This window comes from Terrirhizobium terrae, from assembly GCF_030323265.1.
Lineage (GTDB): Bacteria > Pseudomonadota > Alphaproteobacteria > Rhizobiales > Rhizobiaceae > Neorhizobium.
This window is the reverse complement of the sequence record NZ_CP104991.1, coordinates 288,053-312,189: the sequence shown is the minus strand read 5'-3', so window position 1 is coordinate 312,189 and position 24,137 is coordinate 288,053. Positions and strand designations below refer to the sequence as shown.

General features: G+C 59.6%; 25 protein-coding genes and 2 pseudogenes. 15 read left to right on the top strand and 12 right to left on the bottom strand.

Annotated features, from left to right (window positions below; translation table 11 throughout):
- The first annotated feature begins 188 nt into the window (after positions 1–188).
- The gene (locus N7E02_RS05275; RefSeq protein WP_286578981.1) at positions 189–584 is read left to right on the top strand and encodes a DUF1236 domain-containing protein; all 396 of its coding nucleotides are present in this window, start codon (positions 189–191) and stop codon (positions 582–584) included.
- Positions 585–1,119: 535 nt separating this feature from the next.
- Positions 1,120–1,263, top strand: a complete 144-nt coding sequence (locus N7E02_RS29475; protein ID WP_353622812.1) for a BA14K family protein — start codon at positions 1,120–1,122, stop codon at positions 1,261–1,263.
- A 246-nt stretch (positions 1,264–1,509) separates the two neighbouring features.
- On the opposite strand, the gene N7E02_RS05270 is transcribed toward N7E02_RS29475, so the two are convergent.
- From N7E02_RS05270 to N7E02_RS05235, 9 genes and pseudogenes are all read right to left on the bottom strand, one after another.
- On the bottom strand, positions 1,510–1,941 hold the full coding sequence (locus N7E02_RS05270; RefSeq protein WP_286578980.1) for a type II toxin-antitoxin system VapC family toxin: 432 nt from the start codon (positions 1,939–1,941) through the stop codon (positions 1,510–1,512).
- The gene (locus tag N7E02_RS05265; protein WP_286579088.1) at positions 1,941–2,240 is read right to left on the bottom strand and encodes a hypothetical protein; all 300 of its coding nucleotides are present in this window, start codon (positions 2,238–2,240) and stop codon (positions 1,941–1,943) included. The genes N7E02_RS05270 and N7E02_RS05265 overlap by 1 nt, the downstream gene beginning before the upstream one ends.
- A gap of 410 nt (positions 2,241–2,650) precedes the next feature.
- Positions 2,651–3,688 carry an IS110 family RNA-guided transposase gene (locus tag N7E02_RS05260; RefSeq protein ID WP_286577931.1) on the bottom strand — a complete coding sequence of 346 codons (1,038 nt, stop codon included), beginning with the start codon at positions 3,686–3,688 and terminating at the stop codon, positions 2,651–2,653.
- Positions 3,689–3,881: 193 nt separating this feature from the next.
- A complete protein-coding gene (locus N7E02_RS05255) occupies positions 3,882–4,379 on the bottom strand; it encodes an RES family NAD+ phosphorylase (protein ID WP_286579087.1) in 498 nt (165 codons plus the stop codon).
- A 7-nt stretch (positions 4,380–4,386) separates the two neighbouring features.
- A pseudogene (locus N7E02_RS05250) lies at positions 4,387–4,736 on the bottom strand (antitoxin Xre/MbcA/ParS toxin-binding domain-containing protein).
- Positions 4,737–5,088: 352 nt separating this feature from the next.
- On the bottom strand, positions 5,089–5,415 hold the full coding sequence (locus N7E02_RS29470; protein WP_353622811.1) for a ThuA domain-containing protein: 327 nt from the start codon (positions 5,413–5,415) through the stop codon (positions 5,089–5,091).
- On the bottom strand, positions 5,349–5,729 hold the full coding sequence (locus tag N7E02_RS29465; RefSeq protein WP_353622810.1) for a ThuA domain-containing protein: 381 nt from the start codon (positions 5,727–5,729) through the stop codon (positions 5,349–5,351). Before N7E02_RS29465 ends, N7E02_RS29470 begins: the two co-directional genes overlap by 67 nt.
- A 22-nt stretch (positions 5,730–5,751) precedes the next feature.
- Positions 5,752–6,855, bottom strand: a complete 1,104-nt coding sequence (locus N7E02_RS05240) for a Gfo/Idh/MocA family protein (RefSeq protein WP_286578979.1) — start codon at positions 6,853–6,855, stop codon at positions 5,752–5,754.
- A gap of 36 nt (positions 6,856–6,891) precedes the next feature.
- Positions 6,892–8,090, bottom strand: a pseudogene (locus N7E02_RS05235) (ROK family protein).
- 228 nt (positions 8,091–8,318) lie between these two features.
- Between N7E02_RS05235 and N7E02_RS05230 the strand changes: the two are divergent.
- The 5 genes from N7E02_RS05230 (at position 8,319) to N7E02_RS05210 (ending at position 13,643) form a co-directional block, all read left to right on the top strand.
- The gene (locus N7E02_RS05230) at positions 8,319–9,614 is read left to right on the top strand and encodes an extracellular solute-binding protein (RefSeq protein ID WP_286578978.1); all 1,296 of its coding nucleotides are present in this window, start codon (positions 8,319–8,321) and stop codon (positions 9,612–9,614) included.
- Between the two features lie 107 nt (positions 9,615–9,721).
- The gene (locus tag N7E02_RS05225) at positions 9,722–10,663 is read left to right on the top strand and encodes a carbohydrate ABC transporter permease (protein ID WP_286579086.1); all 942 of its coding nucleotides are present in this window, start codon (positions 9,722–9,724) and stop codon (positions 10,661–10,663) included.
- The gene (locus tag N7E02_RS05220; protein WP_374730629.1) at positions 10,656–11,540 is read left to right on the top strand and encodes a carbohydrate ABC transporter permease; all 885 of its coding nucleotides are present in this window, start codon (positions 10,656–10,658) and stop codon (positions 11,538–11,540) included. The genes N7E02_RS05225 and N7E02_RS05220 overlap by 8 nt, the downstream gene beginning before the upstream one ends.
- Positions 11,541–11,563: 23 nt before the next feature.
- Complete coding sequence (locus N7E02_RS05215; RefSeq protein ID WP_286578977.1) at positions 11,564–12,634, top strand: ABC transporter ATP-binding protein; 1,071 nt, start codon at positions 11,564–11,566, stop codon at positions 12,632–12,634.
- Between the two features lie 394 nt (positions 12,635–13,028).
- A complete protein-coding gene (locus N7E02_RS05210; protein ID WP_286578976.1) occupies positions 13,029–13,643 on the top strand; it encodes a VOC family protein in 615 nt (204 codons plus the stop codon).
- A 440-nt stretch (positions 13,644–14,083) separates the two neighbouring features.
- Here the strand turns inward: N7E02_RS05210 and N7E02_RS05205 are convergent, their stop codons facing one another.
- The 3 genes from N7E02_RS05205 to N7E02_RS05195 form a co-directional block, all read right to left on the bottom strand.
- The gene (locus N7E02_RS05205; RefSeq protein ID WP_286578975.1) at positions 14,084–14,920 is read right to left on the bottom strand and encodes an NAD(P)-dependent oxidoreductase; all 837 of its coding nucleotides are present in this window, start codon (positions 14,918–14,920) and stop codon (positions 14,084–14,086) included.
- 70 nt (positions 14,921–14,990) lie between these two features.
- Positions 14,991–15,773 (bottom strand): NAD(P)H-dependent oxidoreductase, encoded by a 783-nt coding sequence (locus N7E02_RS05200; protein ID WP_374730628.1) that lies wholly within the window; start codon positions 15,771–15,773, stop codon positions 14,991–14,993.
- A 146-nt stretch (positions 15,774–15,919) separates the two neighbouring features.
- Positions 15,920–16,339 (bottom strand): ester cyclase, encoded by a 420-nt coding sequence (locus N7E02_RS05195; protein WP_286578974.1) that lies wholly within the window; start codon positions 16,337–16,339, stop codon positions 15,920–15,922.
- A 164-nt stretch (positions 16,340–16,503) separates the two neighbouring features.
- Here N7E02_RS05195 and N7E02_RS05190 point away from each other — a divergent pair, with 164 nt between their 5' ends.
- The 8 genes from N7E02_RS05190 (at position 16,504) to N7E02_RS05155 (ending at position 24,135) form a co-directional block, all read left to right on the top strand.
- Complete coding sequence (locus N7E02_RS05190) at positions 16,504–17,433, top strand: LysR family transcriptional regulator (protein ID WP_286578973.1); 930 nt, start codon at positions 16,504–16,506, stop codon at positions 17,431–17,433.
- A 387-nt stretch (positions 17,434–17,820) separates the two neighbouring features.
- Positions 17,821–18,696 (top strand): glycine betaine ABC transporter substrate-binding protein, encoded by an 876-nt coding sequence (locus N7E02_RS05185; RefSeq protein ID WP_286578972.1) that lies wholly within the window; start codon positions 17,821–17,823, stop codon positions 18,694–18,696.
- 118 nt (positions 18,697–18,814) lie between these two features.
- Positions 18,815–19,432, top strand: a complete 618-nt coding sequence (locus N7E02_RS05180; protein ID WP_286578971.1) for an ABC transporter permease — start codon at positions 18,815–18,817, stop codon at positions 19,430–19,432.
- A 10-nt stretch (positions 19,433–19,442) separates the two neighbouring features.
- Positions 19,443–20,141 (top strand): ABC transporter permease, encoded by a 699-nt coding sequence (locus N7E02_RS05175; protein WP_286578970.1) that lies wholly within the window; start codon positions 19,443–19,445, stop codon positions 20,139–20,141.
- On the top strand, positions 20,080–21,012 hold the full coding sequence (locus N7E02_RS05170) for an ABC transporter ATP-binding protein (protein ID WP_286578969.1): 933 nt from the start codon (positions 20,080–20,082) through the stop codon (positions 21,010–21,012). Before N7E02_RS05175 ends, N7E02_RS05170 begins: the two co-directional genes overlap by 62 nt.
- A gap of 126 nt (positions 21,013–21,138) precedes the next feature.
- The gene (locus N7E02_RS05165; protein ID WP_286578968.1) at positions 21,139–21,768 is read left to right on the top strand and encodes a DUF427 domain-containing protein; all 630 of its coding nucleotides are present in this window, start codon (positions 21,139–21,141) and stop codon (positions 21,766–21,768) included.
- 88 nt (positions 21,769–21,856) lie between these two features.
- Positions 21,857–22,822 (top strand): LLM class flavin-dependent oxidoreductase, encoded by a 966-nt coding sequence (locus tag N7E02_RS05160; protein WP_286578967.1) that lies wholly within the window; start codon positions 21,857–21,859, stop codon positions 22,820–22,822.
- On the top strand, positions 22,819–24,135 hold the full coding sequence (locus N7E02_RS05155; protein ID WP_286578966.1) for an LLM class flavin-dependent oxidoreductase: 1,317 nt from the start codon (positions 22,819–22,821) through the stop codon (positions 24,133–24,135). Before N7E02_RS05160 ends, N7E02_RS05155 begins: the two co-directional genes overlap by 4 nt.
- Positions 24,136–24,137: the final 2 nt, after the last annotated feature.

Genomic DNA, 24,137 nt, shown 5'->3' with positions numbered 1-24,137 from the left:
GAAGGCCTCGCGGTCGCTGGTGCGTGATCGATAGCTATAGCTAAGCTCGTTACGAGCAACTCTAGTGATCCTGCCCCGCGTTACGTTACCGGTTCTTTTTCCAGCGCGGGCAGAACGGATTATCAGGAGGGAACCAACCGGAGGCCGTGGCGTTGTTGGCAGCGCTTAAAGCGCCAATGGAGGAATTCATGCTCGCAAATCGTCTTATCATTGCAGGTGCTGCCATGCTCATCGCAGGGTCTGCTTTCGCCCAAAACTCCACGGTGACCGGCGCCGCAGGTGGTGCTGTGACGGGCGCGGTCGTAGGTGGCCCGGTCGGCGCAGCCGTCGGCGGCGTGGTGGGCGCTATCGCCGGAACCGCGATCGATCCGCCGCCGGAAAGGGTTGTCGCATATGTGCGGCAGGCCCCGGTTCCCGCCGAACGCGTCGTCGTCCAGGAACGCGTTGTTGTCGGTGAACCTCTGCCACAGACAGTCGTCGTTCAGCAGATCCCTCAAGACCCGAACTACGCCTATGCTGTTGTCAATCAGCAGCGTGTGATTGTCGAGCCTTCTTCGCGTCGAGTTGTTCAGGTCATCGATTGATTTACGGTGGCCGGACTTCGCTGTCCGGCCATTATCCCATTTAGCCGAAATCATGGCTGGTCCTCGGTGATCAAGGTTATGGCAGTATCCGCCGTGCCCGCGCAGGACAGCGAAATCTACGCGAGTAGGGTATCCTTCGCTGAACCTGCAACTTGTCAAACCCCGGTTTGTCGTAGCGCCCTTATCCTTAGAAACTGAATTCTCCCTACGGCCATCGGTAGTGCAGCGGACTTCCGGAGACTTCGGCAGCCGTTCGATCGCCAAGCGCATTCCGTCTAATGGGTCATCACGAAAGCCTTCCAATAATCTCGAGAAATGCGCGGTCGCAGCTCAGCCCGTGACGTTAGAGGTGCCGATTTGAGGCCGCCGGGAGGGGCAGATCAGTCATCACAGGTTGCCGGCCAGCAACACATATCGGCCTTATGGAGGGGCTCGCCAAACCTGTGTCGCTCCGATCGCGACACCGGCAATTCCCGTCCAGGAGATAGCAAACAGTGGTGATGCTAACGGGCTGGATGCAAACGCGAGGTGGTGCATGGAGAGATACAGCTCGTACCGCATAGAGGACAACACATACCAGCCATTCACTGGAGGCCGGAAGCATTGTCCCGGGCCAGAATCGCAGTCGGCCAGCAACTCAGTCAAAACTCTGCAATCGCCCAGTTCCGAACACCGTTAACACCGTACTTCGAGTACCGCACACTCTTATCGTGGAGAGGCTGACGAGTACTGATTCCCGATCCAAACCAATAACAGAAAGCGAGATCAGCGGTGTTAGGGTGCTGTTGTTCCGGCGGTAGAGGTGACTTCCGATGTGTCGCTCACCCGGATGCTCGCCATGTCTGAGGCGTAGAGTATCCGGTAAGCTTCGGATGAGCAGGTCGGCGGTTCGCGATGGTTCAAGACCGAAACTTTGGCAACCGACTTAAATTACGGTCGCCCGGAGGGGATTGATAATGTCGATCCCCTGAAAATCTCGCTCATTATCGGTGACAACGATGCAGTTGTTGGATTGCGCAATGGCAGCAACGATTGGGTCTAAGGCACTCCGTGGGCGGCCCGTCGCCTTTCCGTGTGCCATCAGCTCGCCCCAGATCAGAGCTGCCTTTTCGTCGAACGGAAGCACGCGACCGGCAAAGAGCGATTGCGGCCCTTCATTGCCGGCAAACCAGGCTTCAAGAGCGGCTCGTTTCTTTCCCGCTGGCTTTTCCAGAATTCCTCGGTGTATCTCCGCGACAGTAAGCGAAGCGATGAACAAATCATCGTCGGATTGCTCGGCCATCCATACCAACAGTGACGTCGAAGGCTCTGGTTTGGTGACGTTGCTGAGAATGTTGGTGTCGAGCAAATAGCGCATCACAAATCTATCTCGCGACCTTCCTCGCGTGAACGGGCGGTGTCGAGATTGGCTCCGACCATCGGCGATCGGCGGAGAGCTGCGAGAATACCACCCTTTTTAGGCGGCTCTCCAGCAAGCGTTTCGTTGACGACGGCACGGAGATTAGCTGCTTCAGGGCCATCTTCGGCCAATTTGCGAGCAAGTGATCTAATTAAGCTGCGATCGCTGTCGCGCCCAAGTACCTCAAAACGAGCGAGGCCGCGGTCGCCCAAGCGGCTTCTGTAATTCTGAATTGCACGTGTCTGAGAGCTGGCCATCGGATCCTCCAGATATTTCCAGTAATATAGCCAGACGCGTTGGTCTCTGCAAGGCGTCTGGAGATAGGATGGTTGGGCCTGGCTGATGCGGCGCATAATCACAATCGTTGGCCGTCGGTTCGAATCCTATATGTGGACGGCCCCCGACCCGCAAGATATTTCGATAATTTGATCTGATCGCTTGCGTCCATATGTCCGGCCTGTTGTTGCGTTCGCACATGAACGCTGGCCAAGATGGTTTCCGCGACACCGGTCCCAAACATCAAGGCGGCCTTGACGGGCCGATGGGATTCTCGGGGTGTCCTGTGTCCCGGATCGATCGATCACACCATCTGCTATTATCTTGCAAGTTGTAGTATTGCCTACACGTGGTGAAGATCAGGATACAGTTGGTTCTTGCTTCCTAGTCTTCATGTGGCGCATTGCTTCAAAACCGCTCCTGATCTTGCGCTGTAAGTTTCTCCAGAGACCATGAGTTTCCAAGCTATGCGCGCCATTTTGTTGGCGAGTGCGACAGCTGCCAGTTTAGGCGGCTTTCGCGTAAGCAGTTCCGCCAGCCATCGAGAAGCCTTACCGGATCGCCGCGCGTGATGAATGACAGCGGTTGCTCCGTTCACCAGGATGGCCCGCAGAGCCTCATCGCCGGCTCGCGTGATACCTCCGAGCCGCAGCTTGCCGCCGGTCGAGTGATCTTTTGGCGTCAGCCCTATCCAAGCAGCGAACTGGCGACCAGATTTGAAGAGCTCCGGAGCGGGAGTTTTCATTATCAAAAGAGCCGAACCGATGGGTCCAATGCCGGGGATGGTGTTGAGGCGTATGCTGCGTTGGTCGTTACGCTGCCATGCCTTTACCTTGGCCTCCACATCCGTGATCTTCTTTTCCAGTTCAGCGTATTCCTCGGCCTGGCTCATAAATAATTCCTGTGCGAGCTCTGGCACAGTTTTGTCAGCTTTTATCTTTTCAAGCAGCATCGGAATATGTGCTAACCCCTTAGCTGCGGAAATGCCGAATTCGGTGGCGTAACCCCGTATAGCGTTAGCGAGTTGGGTCCGGTTAGCGATCAGACGGGTTCGGACGCTGATCAGCATGAGTGCTGCTTGGTCATCAACTGTCTTGACCGGAACAAACCGCATCGTTGGGCGGGCCATCGCCTCGCACAGCCCTTCGGCGTCGGCAGCGTCATTCTTGTTCCGCTTGACATATGGCTTGGCGAGTTGTGGCGCGATCATCTTCACCTCATGTCCAAATGAGGCGAGTAACCGCGCCCAATGATGGGAACCACCACAGGCCTCGATCGCGATAGAAGTTGGCGGGCAGGTCGTGAAGAAGTCGATCATCTCCTTGCGTCGCATTTTTTTACGCAAGACCGGTTTCTCTCCAGCATTCACGCCATGCAGCTGAAAGACGTGCTTTGACGTATCCATGCCAATACGAATAATCTTGTCCATGGGCGGCCCCTTCGATTGAGATCTTAACAGCTCATTCTGGCACATTTCGATGCCGTTCAGGGGCCGTCCACTCCAACATCAAGAGCGGTAAAGAAACAAGGTTTCTTCAATGACGCGTCGGTGAAAAACCAAAAGGGCCATGCTCTCCAGCTGGTGAGTTTTATGTCGATGCAGTTGGCGGTCGACACCGATCCTATCGCGACAGGCGACCTTCGTCATCGATTAGCGTCAACCGGCAAGGCGCCGTATCGCTCCACGTCCAGAGGACTAGGTTGGCATCGTCTCGGGTCGTGCCGGGTGCGAAGCTCCTCACGATCAATCCATGATAGCCGGCAGCGGCAAGCCGACCTGCGAAGGCTTGCGTCTTCGCCTCTCCGGCCGCTTTTATCTGATCGCGCCATGTAGGATCCGCCAGACCCGCATTGTCCATGCCTTCAGTGCGCAGCGCGATATCATCCCGCGTATCGAAGATGCGTTCGAATGCCGCGTCATAGGAGACGAGCGTCGTGGGTTGCAGGGAGCCGGCCTGATTGGCTTCACGCAAAGCCGTGACGATTGTCAGCGAAGTATAGAGTGCCGGCGTCCCCTTTCGGTTGAACCGACCTCCATAAAGTTCGGCGCCGCGTCCCGACATCGGCTCGCGCGCATAGATCGGGTTGAGCGCCCGGTAAAGTGTTCCTCGAAACTCCATCGCACTTTCAGGCGTGAACGCCGGCATCGACGGCGTCGATATAGTCGAGAACCTCGTCGGCACGGCCGTCGCGTACGAGCTGCATCGCTGTGAAGCCTGAAAAGCCGGGCAACGGTTCGGAGCGATACCAGGCATAGGCCATCAGGGCGGAGCCAAACCGAGGCTCGACCTTATTGACGATCTCGGTCATTTCCCGAAGACGCCGCTGCGTCTTGTCCGAGCGAATGCGATCCTGCCGCTGGATCGCGTCCTTCCCGAGCCCTGCGGTCCGAGCGATCTCTTCGCTCGTGGTGCGCAGGGCGCTGGCGATCTTGCGCGGCGAAAAAGTCCGCCATCAGCGTATTGGGCGAGACCCATCTCAAAAAAACCCCGTTCGATCCACCGATCATTGTGACGCAATATAGCGTCAGAATTCTCGGACTTCAATGAGGAGGAAAGGGGAGGAGGCGACAAGAAGGACAGATGCTGCTTGCAGATCGGCGAGCTGATGATGCAGGCACTCAACCGCGCCTCGTCCTCCCGCCCGCTCGGCGTCGATCGTCTCGACGAGAGTAGGAATTTACATTGAAGTTGGGCGTTAGACTGTGGGGCGGCGGTTCAGGTCCCTTCAAGACCTAAAATGCTTAGGCGGCAAGTCAAAGATATTGGCGCTGTAGTAGGTAAGCGAAGACGGCGGCGATGACCGCCGTCTGAGGTTCGCAATGTTCGATCAACGTGCCGCCCAGTTGGCGCCGCGTCGAAAAATCGTCTTCATCTGCGGCACGTCAAACTCCTTGGCCTGGTGGCCGAGCGCGGAATAGAAGACGCGCCCTTCACCGTATTTCCGTTTCCATACGACCGGCATCACGACGCCATCGACCCAGTAAGCGTGTTCGCCGGTAAAGGTCGTGGTGGCGAGCACCTCGTTCGAGGGGTCGACATGCATGTAATATTGCTCAGACGTATAGGGAAAATCGGCAATGCCCTCCATCAGGGGTCGTCCGGCCGGGTAATGTTGACGGTGTAGTCGATGATGTTGCCGGGATGCGCCACCCACTGGCCGCCGATGATGAACTGGTAATCGACGGACTCGCGAAATGCATCACCCGCGCCGCCATGGTAACCGGCAATGCCGACACCGCCCTGAACGGCGGCTGCGAGGTTTTTCACCTCTTCCTTCTCGATCTTCGACATGGTCATGATCGGCACGATGAGGCTGAGGTCATGGATGGACGGGTCGGCGAATGCTTCCGTCGAGTGCTCGACATAAACCTTAAAGCCGTCTTCTTCCAAAATGCCCTTGATGACTGCCGCGCATTCTTCCGGCTCATGGCCGCTCCAGCCACCCCAGACGATAAGTGCTTCCCGCATGATGTATCTCCTCCAGAAATTTCTAGTTCGAAAGCTTTTCGCCGCTCAATGAAGCCGACAACGGGGCAGGGCGCTCCGTCGCCGTGGTGATGTCGATCGTGCGCCCCTCGGTCGAGGCCTTGTGAAACGCCTCCATCACTTCCAGCACATGCAGGGCGAGATCGCCGTTGGCACGGTGCGGCCGGTTGTTGCGGATCGCATAGGCCATGTCGGCCACGCCGATCGAGCGATAATTGCCGTCGGCATAAGGCTGGGTCAGCGGCTGTTCCTCGAACTGGCCGCCTTTTCGAAGCAGTGAAACCTCGCCGCCAAAGTGGTTCGGATCGGGCACGATCAGCGTGCCTTCAGTGCCATAGACTTCCAGCGGCACATGCTTGTGGCCGGCAACATCAAAACTCATGCCGATCTGCACGACGGCGCCATTGGCAAAGGCCATCACACCGGCCACATGGGTCGGCACCTGCACTGGGATGCGCTCGCCATTGCGCGGTTCGCTGGTGATGATGCGCTCCGAACGCGGCGTCGTGGCAAAACCGGCGACTTTCGAGACCGGGCCGAGCAGGTTGACGAGATCGGTGATGTAATAGGGCCCCATGTCGAGCATCGGGCCGCCGCCGACTTCGTAATAGAAGCCGGGGTTGGGGTGCCAGCGCTCATGGCCGGGGCACATGAAGGTGGCGGTGCCACCGGCCGGAATGCCGATCACGCCTTGATCGATCAGGGCCCGTGCCGTCTGGTGGCCACCGCCGAGAAACGTGTCGGGGGCAGAACCAATGCGCAGGCCCTTTGCCCTGGCGGCATCGGCGAGTTTTTTGCCCTCGGCGAAATTGATGCCGAGCGGTTTTTCGGAATAGGTGTGTTTGCCGGCATCGAGCGCCTGCAGAGCAACGGGTACATGCGCCTTGGGCACGGTCAGGTTGACGATGATCTCCACCTTCGGGTCGGCGAAAAGTTCATCGATCGTTTTGACGGGCAGGTTGAATTCGGCGGCTTTGGCCTCGGCGATGTCCCGGTTGAGATCCGCCAGCCCCCTGATGTCGAGGATGCCGAAAGCGCTGGTCATGGCCTTCAGATAGGCGCCTGAAATGTTGCCGCATCCGATGATGCCGATACCGACTTTATCCATCTTGTCTCCTCCCGATGGCATTGTTTTTGTGGCGCGTCAGCGCGCCGGTCCGGTCGTGCTCCAGGGCGATTCATAGAGCTCATAAAGCGCCACGGCGGCAGCGCCGCGGGCCCAGAAATCGTCGTTGGAATCGTCGAAAACGAGTTCACTCACGCCCTGCAATGACGGCGGTATGGCAAGCGCATAGGCATCCCCGAGGCTTTTCAGAAAAGGGCGCCAAGCGCCAGCGAGGTGCCGACCAGAATGACCTGCGGCGGCGCAAACAGCGTGACGATATTGGCAATGCTGAGCCCGATGGCTTCACCGGCCCTGATCGCCGCCGTCACCAGCTGGCTATCCTCCGCCTTGATCAGGGCCTGCGCATGCGCCATGCCGCGCCCGAGTTTCACCGCTTCGGCAAAGGCGCCGTCACCGCGCTGGTCTGCCAGAATGGCGGTTTCACCGGCCTTGGTCGAAAGCCGCACGGCACCGTCCTCGCCCATGCCGAGCACGAGATCGCCGAGATTGTGACTGAGGCCGCCGGCGCCGCGAAACAGCCGGCCTTCATGCAGCACGCCAAGCCCAAGCGTCTGTTCGAGCGAGACCAGCACCATGTCCTCGAGATCTCTGGCTTTGCCGAACCAGTGATGGGCGAGCGTGATGGCCGTGGCGTCGCTTTCGATGATTGTCGGCGTGTCGAGTCGCGCCGACATTTCGGTGGCGAAATCGACATTGGTGTCCTTCAGGATAGGGCTGAAGCGGATGCGGCCGGTGCGGTGCTCGATCACGCCTGGAAGACCGAGGCAGACGCTGTGCACATCCTTAAGCGACAGGCCGGCATCGACGACGCAGCGGCGCACGCCATCCTCGATCAGGTCGGCAATCACGCTGATCGGCTGGCGGTCGATACGGATCGGCAGGGTGAGGGTGGAGAGCACATCACCGCAAAAGTCGGTGACGACGAACACCATGCGGCTGGCGGTGATCTTTGCGCCGACGACGCGCGCCGCCGCTGGGTTGAGTTCCAGCATTACCCGTGGCCTGCCGCGGGCGGCGGCGTTGCGGATGTCGCCTTCGTGCCGGGTCAAGATCAGGCCGTCGTCCAGCAGCGATCCGGTAATGGCGGAAACCGTGGTGGTCGACAGCTCGGTGCGTTCGGAAATCTCGACGCGGGAAATCGGCCCATGCCGCCGGATCGCATCCAGCACGCTCAACCGGTTCATCGCACGCATCAGTTCGGGGTCGGCGGTTTTCATATCGTGTGCGCAAGCCTCTTGCGTAGAACGCAATTTAATACGCAATCCAAATTAATTTCGATGTTTGTAGGGTGAGTTTCTGCCGTTGCGCAAGAGAGTTTTTGCGAAATAAGCCGCCAACCGGTCAAAATTGCCGGATTTTCAATCTGGCTATTGACAGGCCGGATACGGTCCTCAATTATTTAATTCGGATACGGGATTAAAAGAGCTTTGGGAGGAGCGCCTTTTATGTCGAACACGATTTTCCAATTCCGCATGTTATCGACCGCCGCCACTGTGGCCGCCTTTAGCCTTGTCTGCGCAGGTTCCGCGAGCGCCGAAGGTGTCATCCGCTGGATGCATGTCGAACAACTGCCCGCGGCCGTCAGCCTCTGGACGGAGGTCGCCAGAGAGTTTGAAGCAAAACATCCTGGCGTCAAGATCGAGATGCAGTTCCTGGAGAACCAGGCTTTCAAGGCAAAGATGCCGACATTGCTGCAGTCCAAGGACGCGCCGAGCATGTTTTACACATGGGGCGGTGGCGTTCTGAAGGCGCAGGCCGAAACCGGCGCCTTGCGGCCGATCGATACGGCGCTCGATGCCAATGGCGGTGAATGGCGCAATTCCATCAACCTGAATGCGATCGAAGGTTTGACCTTCGATGGAAAAGTCTGGGCGTCGCCTGCCAAAAGCGGGCTTGTCTCGTTCTATTACAACAAGGAAATGTTCCAGAAGGCCGGTGTCGATGCCGCGAAGATTGTCACCTGGGATGATTTTCTGGGTGCGGTGAAAACCCTGAAGGGTGCCGGTATCACGCCGATAGCCGGCGGCGGTCTCGATAAGTGGCCACTGCATTTTTACTGGAGTTATCTCGCCATGCGCGAGGCCGGCCAGAAAGGCTTTGCCGATGCCAAGGCCGGCGAAAATGACGGCTTCATGGCCGAGCCCTTTGTGAAAGCCGGCCAGCATCTGGCCGAACTCGGCAAGCTCGAGCCTTTCCAGAACGGTTATCTCGGCGCCACCTGGAACGACGCGCTCGCCACGTTCGGCGATGGTCGTGCCGCCATTCTCCTCGGCTTCGAAAGCACGCCGGGTACGCAGGCGTCGAATTCGACCAGCCGCAAGGGGCTGTCGGAAGACAATATCGGCCGCTTCCAGTTCCCAACCATCGAGGGTGCCCCCGGCTTGATCACCGACAGTTTCGGTGGCCTGAACGGCTGGGCGGTGACGAAAGACGCGCCGCCGGAAACCGAGGAATTTCTGCGCTACATGGCAGGTATCGATGTCCAGAAGCGTCTCGCCAAGGACACGCAGATCATGCCGGTCGCCAAGGGCGCCAGCGAAGCGATCGACAAACCACTCCTGAAGGACGTCGCCGAGACGCTGGCCAAGGAAACCTGGCACCAGAACTTTCTCGATCAGGACCTCGGGCCCAATGTCGGTGCGGTCGTGAACGATGTCAGCGTCGAGATCGTCTCCGGCGGCATGGAACCGGCCGATGCCGCCCAGCAGATCGAGGATGCCTTTTCCCTCGAGCGCCAATAGAGCGCTTTGCCTGCGCTCCCGCTCCATGGGGTTTCAGGCCCCGGAGCGCAGGCATCCTTTTGCGACCATACCGCCCCGTCCGTGCGAGATGAGGAATGCGAATGAGCATGAGCGAAACCACCATGCCCGGCAGAACCTATTCTGCGGCCAGACCACGTGCGACGCTGCAACGGCGAAAACGGTCGCTGAAGCACAGCAAGTGGCCGGTGCTGCTGCTGTTCCTGCCGCCGGCACTCATGCTGTTCACGGTGCTCGTCATCCTGCCCATGGGCGAGGCGGCCTGGTATTCCTTCTATAACTGGAACGGTTATGGCTTGCCGGAGCAATGGGTCGGCTGGCGCAATTACCAGCTGATCTTCCGCAACGGCGCCTTCAGCCAGGCGCTGATCAACAACGGCATGATCGTGGTCGCCTCGATCCTGATCCAGATCCCGTTGGCTCTCTGGCTGGCGACGATGATTTCCAGCCGCATCCAGGGTGCGCTGTTTTTCCGGCTGATCTTCTTCCTGCCTTATGTTCTGGCCGATGTCGCCGCCGGCATGATCTGGCGTTTCGTTTACGATGGCGATTTTGGTCTCGTTGGTGGCATCGCCCATCTGTTCGGCGCCGAACCACCTTATTGGCTGGCCGATCGCGATACCGCCATGTACGCCATCCTCGGCGTCGTCATTTGGAAATATTTCGGTTTTCACATGATGCTGTTCATCGCCGGCCTGCAGGCGATCGACAAGAGCGTGCTGGAAGCGGCCGATATCGATGGCGCCACCGGTTTCCAGAAATTTCGCCTGGTCACGCTGCCGCTGCTCGGCTCCACGGTACGCCTGTCGGTGTTCTTCGCGGTGGTCGGTTCGCTGCAACTGTTCGACATGATCATGCCGCTCACCGGTGGTGGTCCGTCCAACTCGACGCAGACCATGGTGACCTTTCTCTACAACTTCGGGGTGACTCGCATGCAGGTGGGTTTCGGCAGCGCCGTTGGCGTCGTGCTGTTCGTCATCTGCGTCACACTCGCCTTCAGCTACAAGCGGATATTTATGCGCCATGACTGATATCGCCTCATCCCCGCCCATCGATGCCGCAATGGCGCCCGGTTCCGGCCAGCGCTTACGCACCGCCACGCAGATTTACATGTATGTGGCGCTCATCATTGTCGCCGCCGTCGTCGTGGTGCCGCTGATCAGCGCAGCGCTCGGCGGCTTCAAGTCACTCAGCGATCTGCGCGGCAACCCGTTTGGCCTGCCCACGGAATGGCAGTGGTCCAACTATGGCGATATCATCGTTAGCCAGCGTTATTGGCTGCAGATGAGCAATTCAATGGTGATCGCGGTGCTGACCGTGTTCCTGACCCTGGCTTTCGGCGCCATGGCGGCCTTCTGTTTTGCCCATATCCGCTTTTTCGGCTCGGATTATCTGCTCAACTACTTTTTGATCGGCCTGATGTTTCCGGCCGCCACCGCCATCCTGCCGCTTTCTATCCGCATCCGCGATCTCGGTCTGGTCGACACCTATTGGGGTGTGGTTCTGCCGCAGGTGGCCTTCGGCACCGGCATGAGCATCATGCTGTTCCGCAACTATTTTCGGAACCTGCCATCGGAACTGTTCGATGCGGCCTTCGTCGACGGCTGCGGTTACATGCGCTTCTTCTGGCATGTCACCTTGCCGCTGTCGCGACCGATCATCGCCACCGTCGGCATCATTTCCTTCGTTGGCAGCTGGAACAGCTATATCCTGCCGCTGATCATGCTGAATTCGGAAAGCCGTTATCCCTGGCCGCTCGGCATCATGATCTATCGCGGTGAATTCAACACCGAATGGCAGCTGGTTCTGGCCTTCATCACGCTCACCATACTGCCTACCATCATCGTCTTTTTCCTCGCCCAGAAACACATCATCGCCGGACTCACCGCCGGTGCGGTGAAATCCTGATAGCCCGGACCGGAGGATCACACATGGCATCCGTAGAACTTCACGAAGTCCGCAAGGCTTTTAGCGCGCTCGAAGTCATTCACGGCGTTTCGCTGTCCATCGAGGATGGAGAGTTCGTGGCGCTGGTCGGCCCCTCCGGCTGCGGCAAATCCACCCTGTTGCGCATGATCGCCGGGTTGGAGGATATTTCCGGCGGCGAGATCATCATCGATGACGCCGTCGTCAACGACCTGACACCGCGCGAGCGCAATATCGCGATGGTGTTCCAGTCCTATGCGCTTTATCCGCATATGACGGTCGCGGAGAACATGGGTTTTAACCTGCGGCTTTCCGGGACAAGCAAGGCGGAAATCGCCCAGCGGGTCAATGAGGCCGCGCGCATGCTCGATCTCTTGCCCCTGATGGAGCGCAAACCCGCGCAGCTTTCCGGTGGCCAGCGCCAGCGCGTGGCCATGGGAAGGGCGATCGTCCGCAATCCGGCGGTTTTCCTGTTCGACGAGCCGCTTTCCAATCTCGATGCCAAGCTGCGTGTGCAGATGCGCTCCGAAATCAAGACACTGCACCAGAAGGTCAACACGACCTCCATCTATGTCACCCACGACCAGATCGAGGCGATGACGCTGGCCGACCGTATCGTCGTGCTCAATCAGGGCAGGGTGGAGCAGCAGGGCACGCCGATGGAACTTTACAAAAATCCGGCCAATCTTTTCGTGGCAGCGTTCATTGGGTCACCGGCCATGAACCTTCTCGACGGCACGATCGATGCCGAAGGCGAAGAGGCTACTGTCCGCCTGTCCGATGGTACGGCGATCCGCATCGCGCAGGATCGCAAGGTCAGGCGCGGTCAGCCGATCAAGATTGGCCTTAGGCCGGAACATCTGAGTCCGGGCAAGGGAGGTACATCGCTCACCGGTCAGACCCTGCTTGTTGAACCGACCGGCGCGCAGACACACGTAATCTTCGACCTCGCCGGTCAGCCTGTGACGGCGATTGTCGATGGCGAATATCCGCAGCGTTACGGTGCACTTTTCCAGGCTAACATCGCTGCGGAACAGGTGCATGTTTTCGACCGCGACACCGGCGTCGCATTGTAGGGTGTCTGGGCAATCGAAGGCGAGTTGATAAGCAAAGAAATCGTTGCCGACTATTTGGCGAATAGAACGATTGACAGAACTCTGCTGGCGAGGATGAGAGTTCTCGCACGGGTGGCTATAGAAAACAACGGTCGTAAAGCGTCCGGCGAAATTTGCCGGACCGCGAACCATGAGCTGCTCTGCATGATCAGTTAGCACCAACGTAAAATTGCATCTCAAGCAGCGTTTTCATTGCGCGCGGAGAAAAGCCCTAGCCCCAAACCTGCAAAGATCTTATTTTTTAGTAACAAAACGTCGACTTGCCTCGTAGCTATAAGACCAGACGCCCACAGGATTTGCTGGTAGGTAAACGCAGTACGGGAGATACGGTATGCAACTACTCAGACGGCAAGTTATGACAGCCATTGCACAAGGTGGCACAGCCGCGAAAACTGTCAGTGGCGAAAAGGTAGAGGCTGCGGACGTCAAAGAAACATCTCGACATCATGCTGTGAATGGCGTCTCTCCTTCCGGACCAGGTAAGCCTCTCCATCTCCTCTACGGCTCAGGCCTGCATCATATCAACGTTCGCGTTCGCGATATAGACAAGGCCATCGACTTCTATATGGAAGCTTTTAGCTTCTCCCTCCTGTTCCGATGGGATGGCGTAGAAGGGCTTCATGACGGAAGCGTATATTTCCGCAACAATCTTCAGGGCGCTCACCTAGATATGGGAGACGGGCAGGTTCTTGAACTGATTCCTGCACCCAAAAATGCGGTCCCGCCAGGAGAACGTGCCTCAAGCTTCAATCACATCGGCTTGCGGGTATCCGATTTGGAGGAAACCTATGACCAGGCACTAGCAGCCGGCGCCAAGCCATATCCGATAAGAGATGGTTCCGGCGGCGTGTGGGACGGGCCTACGACCATCAAACTGAAAGCCCGACCTCCATTCAAGCGCTCATTCGTGGTCCGTGCAGCCCACGTTGTAGGTCCTGACGACGAGATCATCGAACTGTTTGAAGCGTAACAAGGTCGCAACCTTTGGATCGAGAGACCGTGACACACCGCCAATCAGCCCCAAAAGATGCTGGCAAAGCGCACCACCCCTTCCGAAGAGAACCAAGCATGAGCACCGCTATCAAGGGTCGGCATCAGCCGTTCATTTGAGAAAAGAGGCGCCACGTCTGATCCCGGCACTTTCATCAGTTGACTTCATAGTCCGCAGCACCTCTTTCGTCTTGGTTTTTTGACCGGACTACCGTGGGGCTCTTTAGCCATATCAGCGCCTCGACGCCTCGCCCTGTATATGTATGACTGGCGGATCAGGCCAATGCGCCACCGCAGGAGCATGTCGCTCCGTGCGGCGAACCGGCCGAGATTTTTTCGCTCGAATCCGGTTTCGGCATGTTTGACGGCAACAGCGCGAGGCCGGTTCGGCTGGCGCCGGCGACCCTGCGGCGTGTCACATCATTGGCCGATCGCTGACCAGTCCCATTCACCGCCATCGGCGTCAATGATCGCGTCCATGCGCTCGGCGATCAACTCAGTCAGCGGCAGTTCGGCGTCGCCTGCCGCCGCGAGCGCAAATCCCACGTCCTTGCGACCCAGCCGCATCGGGAACCCCGCCGGCTCTAACCGCTTTTCCGCGATGATCGGGCCGTAGCTCCCGATCAGGCGATTGCCGTAGTTTACGTCGCGGAGGAGCGCCGCCATCCGATCCGGGGAAATACCGTGGGAGGCAACGATGCGGAACTGTTCCGTCAACATCTGCATGATGGCCGGGATGCCGGCGTTGAGTGCGACCTTCACCGCCGCGGCCATCACCGGGCGGTCACCGAGCCGTTGCGTTGCCGCCCCGATCGCGTCGAACAACGGCTGTGCGACATCCAGATCCGCCGCCGCGCCAGCCGCGATGACCGACAACTTGCCGGCCGCCGCGACGTCCGGGCGGCCCAATACCTGCGCCGACACGAAACGCTGTTCAGCCTCGGCATGCGCAGCCGCAAGCCTGGCGGTAAGGCCCGCGCTGACCGTGCTGCACGAAATATGGAGCAGGCTGGGACCTGCTGCGAGCAGTCCGCCGTCCCCGAACACGACCGCCTCGACGGCCGCGTCGTCGGCCAGCATCGTCATGACGGTGCCAGCCCGGGCGGCCGCGGCGAGGTCGGCAGCGACCTGCGCACCCCGAGCGGCGAACGGCTCGGCCTTGGCCCGGTCCCAGACGGTGACCTGGTGGCCGGCCGCCACGAGATTGTCGGCCATGCCCGAGCCCATCTGCCCGAGCCCGATAAATGATACGTCCATTTTCATCTCCTTTAGCTCCGAAGGCCCCGGCGATCTGAGTTGACCAACCAGGGGACATCGGCGTTGCTTGTCAAACGTCGACCAGACTGGCAATGTGCGCGACGAGGCCGGTTTGACCCGGCGCAACATGGTCGGCCATGGTGTGGCGATCGGGGAAGTCACCGCCGTTCTGGGAACGGAAGGGAATCGGCTTGTCGGTGAATAGGCCGGCGAGGCGCACACGCCATGCTGCCTTGATCTCGTCCACTTGCTCCGCCGTGGAAACATGGCCCGCGCCATAGACCGCGTGCGTCGGGAGCACGTCCATGCCGGGGTAGAACAGCGCGCCATGAGTCAGCGGGAACAGCAATTGCTCTATCGGCCCGTTGATACCCCGCGGGCCATAATCGGCCACTGGGCCGCCTGCCTGCACATTGATCAGCGCTCGCTTGCCCTTGAGGATGCCGTCGCCAAAACGAAACTCGTTGGAGCCATTCTGATAGCCGTAGGCAAAACCGAAGGCATAGACCCGCTCTATCCAGCCCTTCAGGATCGCGGGCACGCCGTACCACCACAGCGGGAATTGCAGGATCACAGCATCGGCCGCGAGCAGCTTCTGCTGCTCGGCGATCACGTCGGGCGTCTGATGCCCGCTTGTGTAAGCATGTCCCGACTCCATGATGAACGACAGTCGCTCTGGATTCTCACGCACCGGGAAGTCATCGGCGTCATACACCGCCTTCCATTTCATGCCATAGAGGTCCGAATGGACCACGCTGTGTCCCGCTGCCGACAACGTCTCGACGGTCACGTCGACCAACTGCCGCGTCAGCGAAGTGGGCTCAGGGTGCGCGTAAACAACAAGAACTTTCATGATGATCTCTTCTTTATAGTTGGGGGTGCCAGCATCCGTCGACGATCTGACCGAAATTGCCGCCAGACCTCCGGTAGCAGGAAGGCGCCAGCAATTTCGGCCATCGCGAGCGCGAAACCTACCCTTCGGTGGATCTTCTGTTGCGATCAACTGCCAGCTGGCACGGCACCGATCTGCTGCATCAACCCGAGGAGATCAGGCTGACCGCGCTCGCCGACAATCTTGCCGTTGGCCATGGCATAGAAGTTCATGGTCTGGATGGCGATCTGCTTTCCGGTCGCCGATACTCCGAAGAAGGTGCCGTCGTGTGTGCCACGCATCGTGTATCTCGCGGCGACCTTGTCACCCTCGACGACCAACTCCTCGAGCGTCCACTGAACGTCCGGGAAGCCGCCACGCATTACCTCGACGGCTTTGAGCCAGCCCGTCGGCCCTATGAGCGGCTCGCTTTGGAAAGGAACGTGAAATGCCGCATCCGGCGCGATGAGTTCCTCACCAAGCTTTTCGTCAGCAGTATTGATGAACTGAACGAAGCGAGGCATGAAAGTGTTGCCTATGTCAGACATTATGTTCTCCTGTTTAACCGTGTGTGCCCGAGCCTGGAGCAAGGGTTATTCCCGGAAGTTGCCGCTGTTCGTCCGGATTGTCGCATCGATGCAGCCTTCCGCTCAACGGCTCTACGCCCCTGCAACCTATTTACGCTGTTCATATAAAGCCGCATGATGCGGTATTGAAATCGAACGTTTTATGTGTCGTTATTGACGCGATGGATACCAAGAACCTCGATCTAGGACTTCTCGTGACGCTTGAGACCCTGCTTGCGGAGCGCAACGTCACTCGCGCCGCGCGCCGGTTGAACCTCAGCCAGCCTGCCTTGTCGGCACGGCTAGCAAGACTCCGCGATGCACTTGGCGATCCGCTCTTGATTCCGGGCCAGCGCGGGATGATCCTGACGGAGCGGGCGCTCGAGCTAATGCAGCCACTGCACGAGGCGCTGGAGGGTGTTCGCCGCGTCGTCGAGCAAGGAGCGCCGGTCGATCCGCAGACTTTACGTGCGACCGTGGTGATCGCGGCGAGCGACTACGTCCAATATGCGCTGTTGGCAAGCTACTCGATCGCCTTGCGGGCCGAGGCGCCGATGGTCCGCATCGCCTGGCGGGCGCTCGACGTGATGGCACTCACGACACAGTTAGAGCGTGGCGAGGTGGACTTGGCCTTGGCGAGGCCCGAAGAAGCGCCGGCGGCGATGCGCCAGCGCCGGCTCTACGAGGAAGAGTATGTGGTCATCGCGCGAAAGGGGCATCCGGCCGTGCACGGCGTCCTTGATCTGGACTTGTTCTGCGCGCAGGACCACGTCGTCGTTTCAAAACTGGGCGGAGGCTTTGCCGGACCTACCGATGCGGCGCTTGAGGCGATCGGCCGCCGTCGTACCGTTGCCTTGTCAACGTCAGGCTTCCTGATCGTGCCGGAGATCGTGTCACGATCCGATATGATCGCGGTAATTCCACGTCGAATCGCAGAAGGTTGGTCAGACCGGCTTCAGGTACTGGGACCGCCCCTCCACATACCCGGCTTTATCATCGCCATTATCTGGCACGACCGAACCACCAACCATCCAGCACAAAGCTGGCTGCGTGACAGGCTCGCTGCGTTGGCATGACACTCCGCCCAACGTATAAAAGACTAGGCCTATTTTCCCGAACACGACGCCGCCGCGTGGAGACTGATCGAGATCGATCCAGTGTTAGCGCGATGCGCCGCCGCCAGCTAAGACATCGCCATCGTTACGCTAGGTTTAGCGGTAAGGGCTAGAGCCGATTATGGGGTCCGGACCGCCCTGAGGAAAGGACAAACTTTTGCGCACGATCAACTTATCCATACCTCGATTTTCGAGCGCGCTGATCTAATTATCCACCTTCTGTCTGGCCAATCAAAATCACAGGTATTTGTTTCTCGGGAATGTCCGAAAATAGCATAGCGTCCTGTGCGGTCGGAGCATCAAGCCATTAAAAAGTGTCGTCGCAATCACGGCAAATAGGGGAAGCTGATGAATTTGAAGATCTTTACAGGCATTTTGGCCTCGGCCTTTATCGGACTTGCTGCACAGGCAAACGCGCAGGCCGTCAAAATCGGCAGCAAGAACTTTACGGAACAGTTCGTCGTTGCCGAGATCTACGCCCAGGCGTTGGAAAAGGCCGGCGTCGAAGTCGAGCGTCGCCTCAATCTCGGTGCGACGCTGGTCGCCCATACCGCACTCACGAATGGCGAGATCGATCTTTATCCCGAATATACCGGCACCGCGCTCGCGGCCGTCGTGAAGGGTGATCTGTCCGGCAGCTCCGAGAAGATCTACGGCGAGGTCAAGGATTATTACGAGAAGAACCTGAAGCTGACGCTTCTCGAACCGACCAAGATCAACAACGGCTATGCGATCATCACGCTTCCGGAAACGGCCGAGAAGTACAAGCTGAAGACGCTCACCGATCTTGGGCCCGCCTCGAAGGACCTGACCTTCGGTGCCGAAGCCGGTTTCGGCGAGCGCAAGGACGGCCTGCCGGGTCTGAAACAAACCTACGGTATCGAGTTCAAGGAGTTTAAGATCTTCGCGAAGCTCGGCATCCGTTACAGTGCGTTGACCAGCAAGGATCTCGACGTCTCCTACGGCTTTGCCACCGACTGGCAGATTTCGGAAAACAAGCTCGTCGTGCTCGAAGACGACAAGAGCCTATTCCCGCCCTACTATCTCGTTCCGGTCGTTCGCCAGGACACGCTGACCAAGAACCCGAAGATCGCTGAGGTCCTGAACAAGATCAGCCCGCTGCTCAACAACGAGAACATGCGCGAGCTGAACGCCAAGGTCGACCGAGACAAGGAAGAACCGGCGGACGTCGCCGCCGAATTCCTCGAAGCCCAGGGCATCTGAAGACTTGATATGATTGCGCGACGCGCAACTTGAAATGGGGATGCGGCCGGTTCTCTAGGCTGTGCCGCATCCATTCCCTTTTCTTTTTCATGATCGCTTCAGAGAAAGTTCCTGATCGTTGAAGTGGACTCCCAGACATATTCCAGAGATCGCGCTCGCCGTTTGGCAGCATCTCGTCCTGTCGATCTCCGCAGTTTTGATCGGACTGGTCATCGCGCTCCTCGTCGGCATTTTCTGCGCTCGCCGGCAGAGGCTTTATGCCGTCGCGCTGACCGTCGCCAACATCATCTTCGTCATCCCGAGCCTGGCGCTCTTTGCGCTGCTCATTCCACTGGTCGGGCTTGGCATGAAGCCTGCACTGATCGGCCTGTCCTCCTATTGTCTGCTAATCCTGCTACGCAACATCGTCACCGGCCTGCGTGGCGTGCCTGCCGATGTGCTCGATGCCGCCGATGGCATGGGATACGGGCGCTGGCAGAGGCTCTTCCGCATCGAACTGCCGCTGGCCGCACCATTGATCCTGTCGGGCGCCCGCATTGCGCTCGTGACCACGATCGGCATCGCCACCGTTGCCGCCTTCATCGACGGCGGCGGGCTCGGCACGATCATCCTGATCGGCATCGATCAGGAATATCTCGAAAAAATCCTGGTCGGCGGCATCCTGACGGCGCTGCTTGCCATCTCCTTCGACCTGATCCTGACCCGCGCCGAACGGCTGCTGGTCCGATGGCAGTGAGGAGGCTTTCATGCTGAACAATGCCCTGACCTGGATCGCCAGCAATCCCGATGTATTCCTGCGCGCGCTCGGCCAGCATCTGGTCATGTCCGGCGTGTCGCTGGCAATCGCGCTCGCCATCGCCCTGCCGCTGTCGGTGGCGATCGTCAACTACGGCCGTTTCGCCTTCGGCGTCATCAACACGGTTAACGGACTGCGCACCATCCCAAGCCTTGCGATCCTTGCCATCATGATGCCGCTGCTCGGTATCGGCCTGAGGCCGTCGATCGTGGCGCTCACCGTGCTTGCCCTGCCGCCGATCCTGCTCAACGCCTATGTGGGGCTTCGGGATGTCGATCCCGATGCCGTCGAGGCGGCGATCGGCATGGGCATGAGCCGTTCTCAGGTCTTATGGAAGATCCGCATTCCGCTCGCCGCACCGGCGATGTTCGCCGGTGCGCGAACCGCCGCCGTCCAGGTTCTGGCCGGTGCAACGCTCGCGCCGTTCATCGGCGGTGGCGGGCTTGGCGATTTCATCGCCGGCGGCATCAGCATGATGGACATGTCGCGCCTTCTCGTCGGCGCCGCGCCGATCGCCATTCTCGCTCTCGGCACCGAATTCATCCTCGGCTTTACCGAGAAGAAGCTTTTGCAGAAAGAACAACCGCATGATCCGCATGGAGAACGTCACCAAGCGTTATGCAGAAGGGGCCGCGCCTTCGGTCGATAACCTGACGCTGGAAGTACCGGAAGGATCGACGGTGGCGCTGATCGGCCCGTCCGGCTGCGGCAAGACGACGACGATGCGGATGATCAACCGCCTGATCGAGCCGACGGAGGGACGCATCTTCTTCAACGGAGAGGATGTGACGCGCGCCGACCCGGTGCAGTTGCGCCGTCATATCGGCTACGTGATCCAGAATGTCGGCCTCTTTCCCCATATGACGATCGCGGAAAACATCGCCGCGGTACCGAACCTGCTCGGCTGGGACCAGCCGCGAATCCAGAAGCGCACGGTGGAACTGCTCGATCTCGTCGGCCTCGACCCGAAGGGAATGCTGGACCGTTACCCGCGCCAGCTTTCGGGCGGCCAGCGCCAGCGTATCGGCGTCGCCCGCGCGCTCGCCGCAGATCCCGCTGTCCTCCTAATGGATGAGCCGTTCGGTGCGATCGACCCGATCGCCCGGGCACGCCTTCAAGACGAATTCCGGCAGATCCTCAGCCGGGTGCGTAAGACGGTGGTCCTCGTCACCCATGATCTCGACGAAGCGATCCGGCTGGGCGATCGCATCGCCATCATGAAGGCGGGCAGGATCGTGCAATATGATACGCCGGACGCGATCCTGTCCAAGCCTGCGGACGACTTCGTCTCCAATTTCGTCGGCGTCGATCGCGCGATCAAGCGGCTCAGCCTGTTTTCGGTGGCAGATGCCGCGCGCGCCGGGCCACCGGACAATGCCGCATCCAGCGTCGCCGCATCGCTCAACCTGCGCGATGCGCTGTCCCTGATGGTGGCGGGCAATACCGACGTTCTGGCCGTGACCGGCGAGGACGGCGCCGTGACAGGCCATCTGACACGCGAAGCGATCTTCTCGATCTGACCGGAGAAAGCCGATGTCCATTTCCTATCGTTCTTCCGAAGTGCCCGCGGTCCTGATCGAGCCCACTCATCGCCGCATCCGCCTTAAGGCGGGGAGAGGACAATCGCTGACACGACAGGCGCGATCGTGATCTACGAGAATGGCGGCCATCCGGTCTATTACTTGCCGAAGAGCGACTTTCTTGCCGATATCCTGTCTCCGGCCGCAAAGGGCGAGGCCTCGCCGCTTCTGGGAGAAAGACAGGTCTTCGACGTGGCCGGGATCGGCACGTCCAAGGCATGGTCCTTCGACGGATCAGCCATCGGGCGACACGAGCTTGCCGGCTTCGTCACGGTGGAATGGTCCGCCGTTCTCTGGTTCGAGGAGGATGAGGAAATCTTCCGTCATCCGCGCAACGTTCATAAGCGGGTCGATACGATCCCGAGTTCGCGTCTGGTCGAGGTCTTCGTCGACGGCCGGCTTGCCGCGCGCAGCAATCGTGCGATCTTCCTGTTCGAGACCGGGCTCATCACCCGCTACTATTTCCCCGCCGAGGACATCGTCGCGGGAAGGCTCGTAGAGAGCGAACTGAAGACATACTGCCCCTATAAGGGGACCGCCTCCTATTTCCATTTCGAGCTGGACGGCAAACGGCACGACGATATCGTCTGGACCCATCCGAAACCCCTTGACGAGAGCGCCAAGATTGCCGGCCTGATCTCCTTCTTTAACGAGAAGGTCGACGAGATCTGCGTCAGCATAGAGGCTGCATCCTGATGTTGCTCGGCTATTCGCTCTCCCCTTCGGCCATGATCCGGACGCCTGGCGACAGGCGCCTGACGCGCGGCTTCTCGGGTTCGATGCGTTGCTGGGTCAAGTCGCTGCCGCCGAGGCGGCGGGCTTCGACTTCGTCCTGCTGTCAGATCGGCTCGGCCTTCGTCCCGTGAACGATCTTTCGTCGGTGGCAGTGCCCTTCGAGCCAACACTGTCTGCCTCGGCACTGGCGACACGCGCAGGCCGGATCGGCATCATCGCGGCGGCGTCCACGGTTCAGCACGAGCCCTATAACCTCGCCCGCCGTTTTGCGTCGCTGGATCTTATCAGTAAAGGGCGAGCGGGATGGCTGGTCGTTACGGACGACAGCGATGCCGGTCGCGAGAGCGAATATGTGGATGTCGTCACGGCTCTCTGGGACAGTTTTGAGGATGATGCCTTCCTCTACGACAAGAGGGCCGGCCGTTTCTTCGATCCGTCGAAGATGCATGTCGCGTATCACAAGGGCCCACATTTTTCCGTCCGCGGCCCGCTCAACGTCAATCGCTCGCCCCAGGGCAGGCCGCTCGTTGCCCACCTTCTGGCAGACAGCAACAAGGCCCTCGCGGCCAGAACCGGCGACCTGCTTCTGCTGCAGGCGGAGACGGCCGATGGGCTCGTCACGGCAGCGGCTCACGCCGTCAAGGCCGTAGAGGCAGCAGGTCGTTCGAGGCGCGGCATCCGGCTTTTGGCCAGCATCGTCCCGATCATCGTGTCCGGCTCACAGGGAACGGATGATGCATCAGGATTTCCTGGCTACGATCAGGCAGTCCGCATCGCCGGGACGACCGGAGAAATCACCGATCAGTTGCTGGAATTGGCAGCGGCTGCCGGATTGGATGGTTTCACCATTTTCCCGCCGACCCTGAAGATCAGCCAGCGTTTCATCTCCGAAATTGCCCCCGAACTCAGGCAGCGCGGGATGACCGGCCCCAACGCCGGCACGACCTTACGTGACAGGCTCGGCCTTGCGCAATCGGTGCACCCCTCTGCCCTTGGTGAGGAGATCTCGCGATGAGCAGACCTCAGATAAAACTCGGTGCCTTCCTGATGGCGGGTGGTCATCATATCGCGGCCTGGCGGCATCCGGATGCACATGCGCGGGCCGGCAGCGATATCGACCATTTCATCCAGCTCGCCAGGATCGCCGAACGCGGCAAGTTCGACATGATCTTCATCGAGGACGCGGCAGCCATTCGCGAGCGCAATCCGGATCTCGCCAGCCAGGCCGCCCGCTCGACGGCCTTCGAACCGCTGAGCCTTCTTGCCGCAATCGCCGTCAACACATCCCATGTCGGCCTCGTGGCGACGGCATCGACCAGTTATACGGAGCCTTATGGGCTTGCCCGCAGCTTCGCAGCGCTCGATCAGTTGAGCGGAGGCCGCGCAGGCTGGAACCTCGTCACCTCCGCAAGTGAACTGGAGGCGGAAAATTTTGCGTCCAGCGGCCTGCGCCCTCATTCCGAACGTTACGAACGCGCAGAAGAATTTGCCGATGCGGCGCTGGCGCTGTGGGACAGCGTGGAAAACGGGTCCTACCTCCCGGCCGACGGTGAAGCTTTTGCGGATCGGTCCAAGCTTCATCCTGTCCATCGGCACGGCAAGCACTTCGCCATCGATGGAATTCTCGAGAGCCAGCGCTCGCCGCAGGGCCGACCGATCATGGTGCAGGCCGGCGCCTCGGATGTCGGCAAGGATCTCGCAGCGCGCACCGCAGACGTCGTTTTTGCCGCCTCGCAGACCAAGGCGGAAGCCCAGGCCTACTACGCCGACGTGAAGGCACGGCTTGCGAAATATGGCCGCGGGCATGATGACCTGAAGGTCATGCCGGGCATCTCTCCAATCATCGGTGCCACCGAAGACGAGGCGAAAGCCAAATACCGCGCCCTGCAGGACCTTATTCCCGATGCTGTCGGCGTAGCGCTGCTTGCAAGCTATCTCAGCATCCAGGATCTTTCCGCCTATCCGCTCGACGGTCCCTTGCCCGAAATGCCGCAGACCAATCTGATCCAGAGCCGGCAGCAGCTGATCATCGATCTTGGCAAGCGCGAAGGGTTGTCGATCCGCGAACTGGCCCGGCATTTCGCCGGCGCCCGCGGCCATTGGCAGGTGGTCGGCACGCCGGCCCAGGTCGCCGATGCCATGGAAGAGCGCTTTCTCGACGGTGCTGCCGACGGGTTCAACGTTATGGCACCACTGTTTCCCTCGGGGCTTGAAGACTTCGTCACGCTGGTCGTGCCGGAACTGCAGCGCCGTGGCCTGTTTCGGGAAGAGTACGAGGGCAGGACGTTACGAACAAATCTCGGCGTTGCCTTGCCCAACAAAGGATGAAG

Coding starts and splice junctions, on each gene's coding strand:
- N7E02_RS05265 (WP_286579088.1), bottom strand. CDS start 2,240: ATGGCCAGCTCTCAGACACGTGCAATTCAGAATTACAGAAGCCGCTTG.
- N7E02_RS05205 (WP_286578975.1), bottom strand. CDS start 14,920: ATGGACGTATCATTTATCGGGCTCGGGCAGATGGGCTCGGGCATGGCC.
- N7E02_RS05225 (WP_286579086.1), top strand. CDS start 9,722: ATGAGCGAAACCACCATGCCCGGCAGAACCTATTCTGCGGCCAGACCA.
- N7E02_RS05155 (WP_286578966.1), top strand. CDS start 22,819: ATGAGCAGACCTCAGATAAAACTCGGTGCCTTCCTGATGGCGGGTGGT.
- N7E02_RS05255 (WP_286579087.1), bottom strand. CDS start 4,379: ATGGAGTTTCGAGGAACACTTTACCGGGCGCTCAACCCGATCTATGCG.
- N7E02_RS05260 (WP_286577931.1), bottom strand. CDS start 3,688: ATGGACAAGATTATTCGTATTGGCATGGATACGTCAAAGCACGTCTTT.
- N7E02_RS05175 (WP_286578970.1), top strand. CDS start 19,443: ATGCTGAACAATGCCCTGACCTGGATCGCCAGCAATCCCGATGTATTC.
- N7E02_RS05230 (WP_286578978.1), top strand. CDS start 8,319: ATGTCGAACACGATTTTCCAATTCCGCATGTTATCGACCGCCGCCACT.
- N7E02_RS29465 (WP_353622810.1), bottom strand. CDS start 5,729: ATGCGGGAAGCACTTATCGTCTGGGGTGGCTGGAGCGGCCATGAGCCG.
- N7E02_RS05210 (WP_286578976.1), top strand. CDS start 13,029: ATGACAGCCATTGCACAAGGTGGCACAGCCGCGAAAACTGTCAGTGGC.
- N7E02_RS05215 (WP_286578977.1), top strand. CDS start 11,564: ATGGCATCCGTAGAACTTCACGAAGTCCGCAAGGCTTTTAGCGCGCTC.
- N7E02_RS05270 (WP_286578980.1), bottom strand. CDS start 1,941: ATGCGCTATTTGCTCGACACCAACATTCTCAGCAACGTCACCAAACCA.
- N7E02_RS05220 (WP_374730629.1), top strand. CDS start 10,656: ATGACTGATATCGCCTCATCCCCGCCCATCGATGCCGCAATGGCGCCC.
- N7E02_RS05240 (WP_286578979.1), bottom strand. CDS start 6,855: ATGGATAAAGTCGGTATCGGCATCATCGGATGCGGCAACATTTCAGGC.
- N7E02_RS05170 (WP_286578969.1), top strand. CDS start 20,080: ATGATCCGCATGGAGAACGTCACCAAGCGTTATGCAGAAGGGGCCGCG.
- N7E02_RS05275 (WP_286578981.1), top strand. CDS start 189: ATGCTCGCAAATCGTCTTATCATTGCAGGTGCTGCCATGCTCATCGCA.
- N7E02_RS29475 (WP_353622812.1), top strand. CDS start 1,120: ATGGAGAGATACAGCTCGTACCGCATAGAGGACAACACATACCAGCCA.
- N7E02_RS05185 (WP_286578972.1), top strand. CDS start 17,821: ATGAATTTGAAGATCTTTACAGGCATTTTGGCCTCGGCCTTTATCGGA.
- N7E02_RS05195 (WP_286578974.1), bottom strand. CDS start 16,339: ATGTCTGACATAGGCAACACTTTCATGCCTCGCTTCGTTCAGTTCATC.
- N7E02_RS05200 (WP_374730628.1), bottom strand. CDS start 15,773: ATGAAAGTTCTTGTTGTTTACGCGCACCCTGAGCCCACTTCGCTGACG.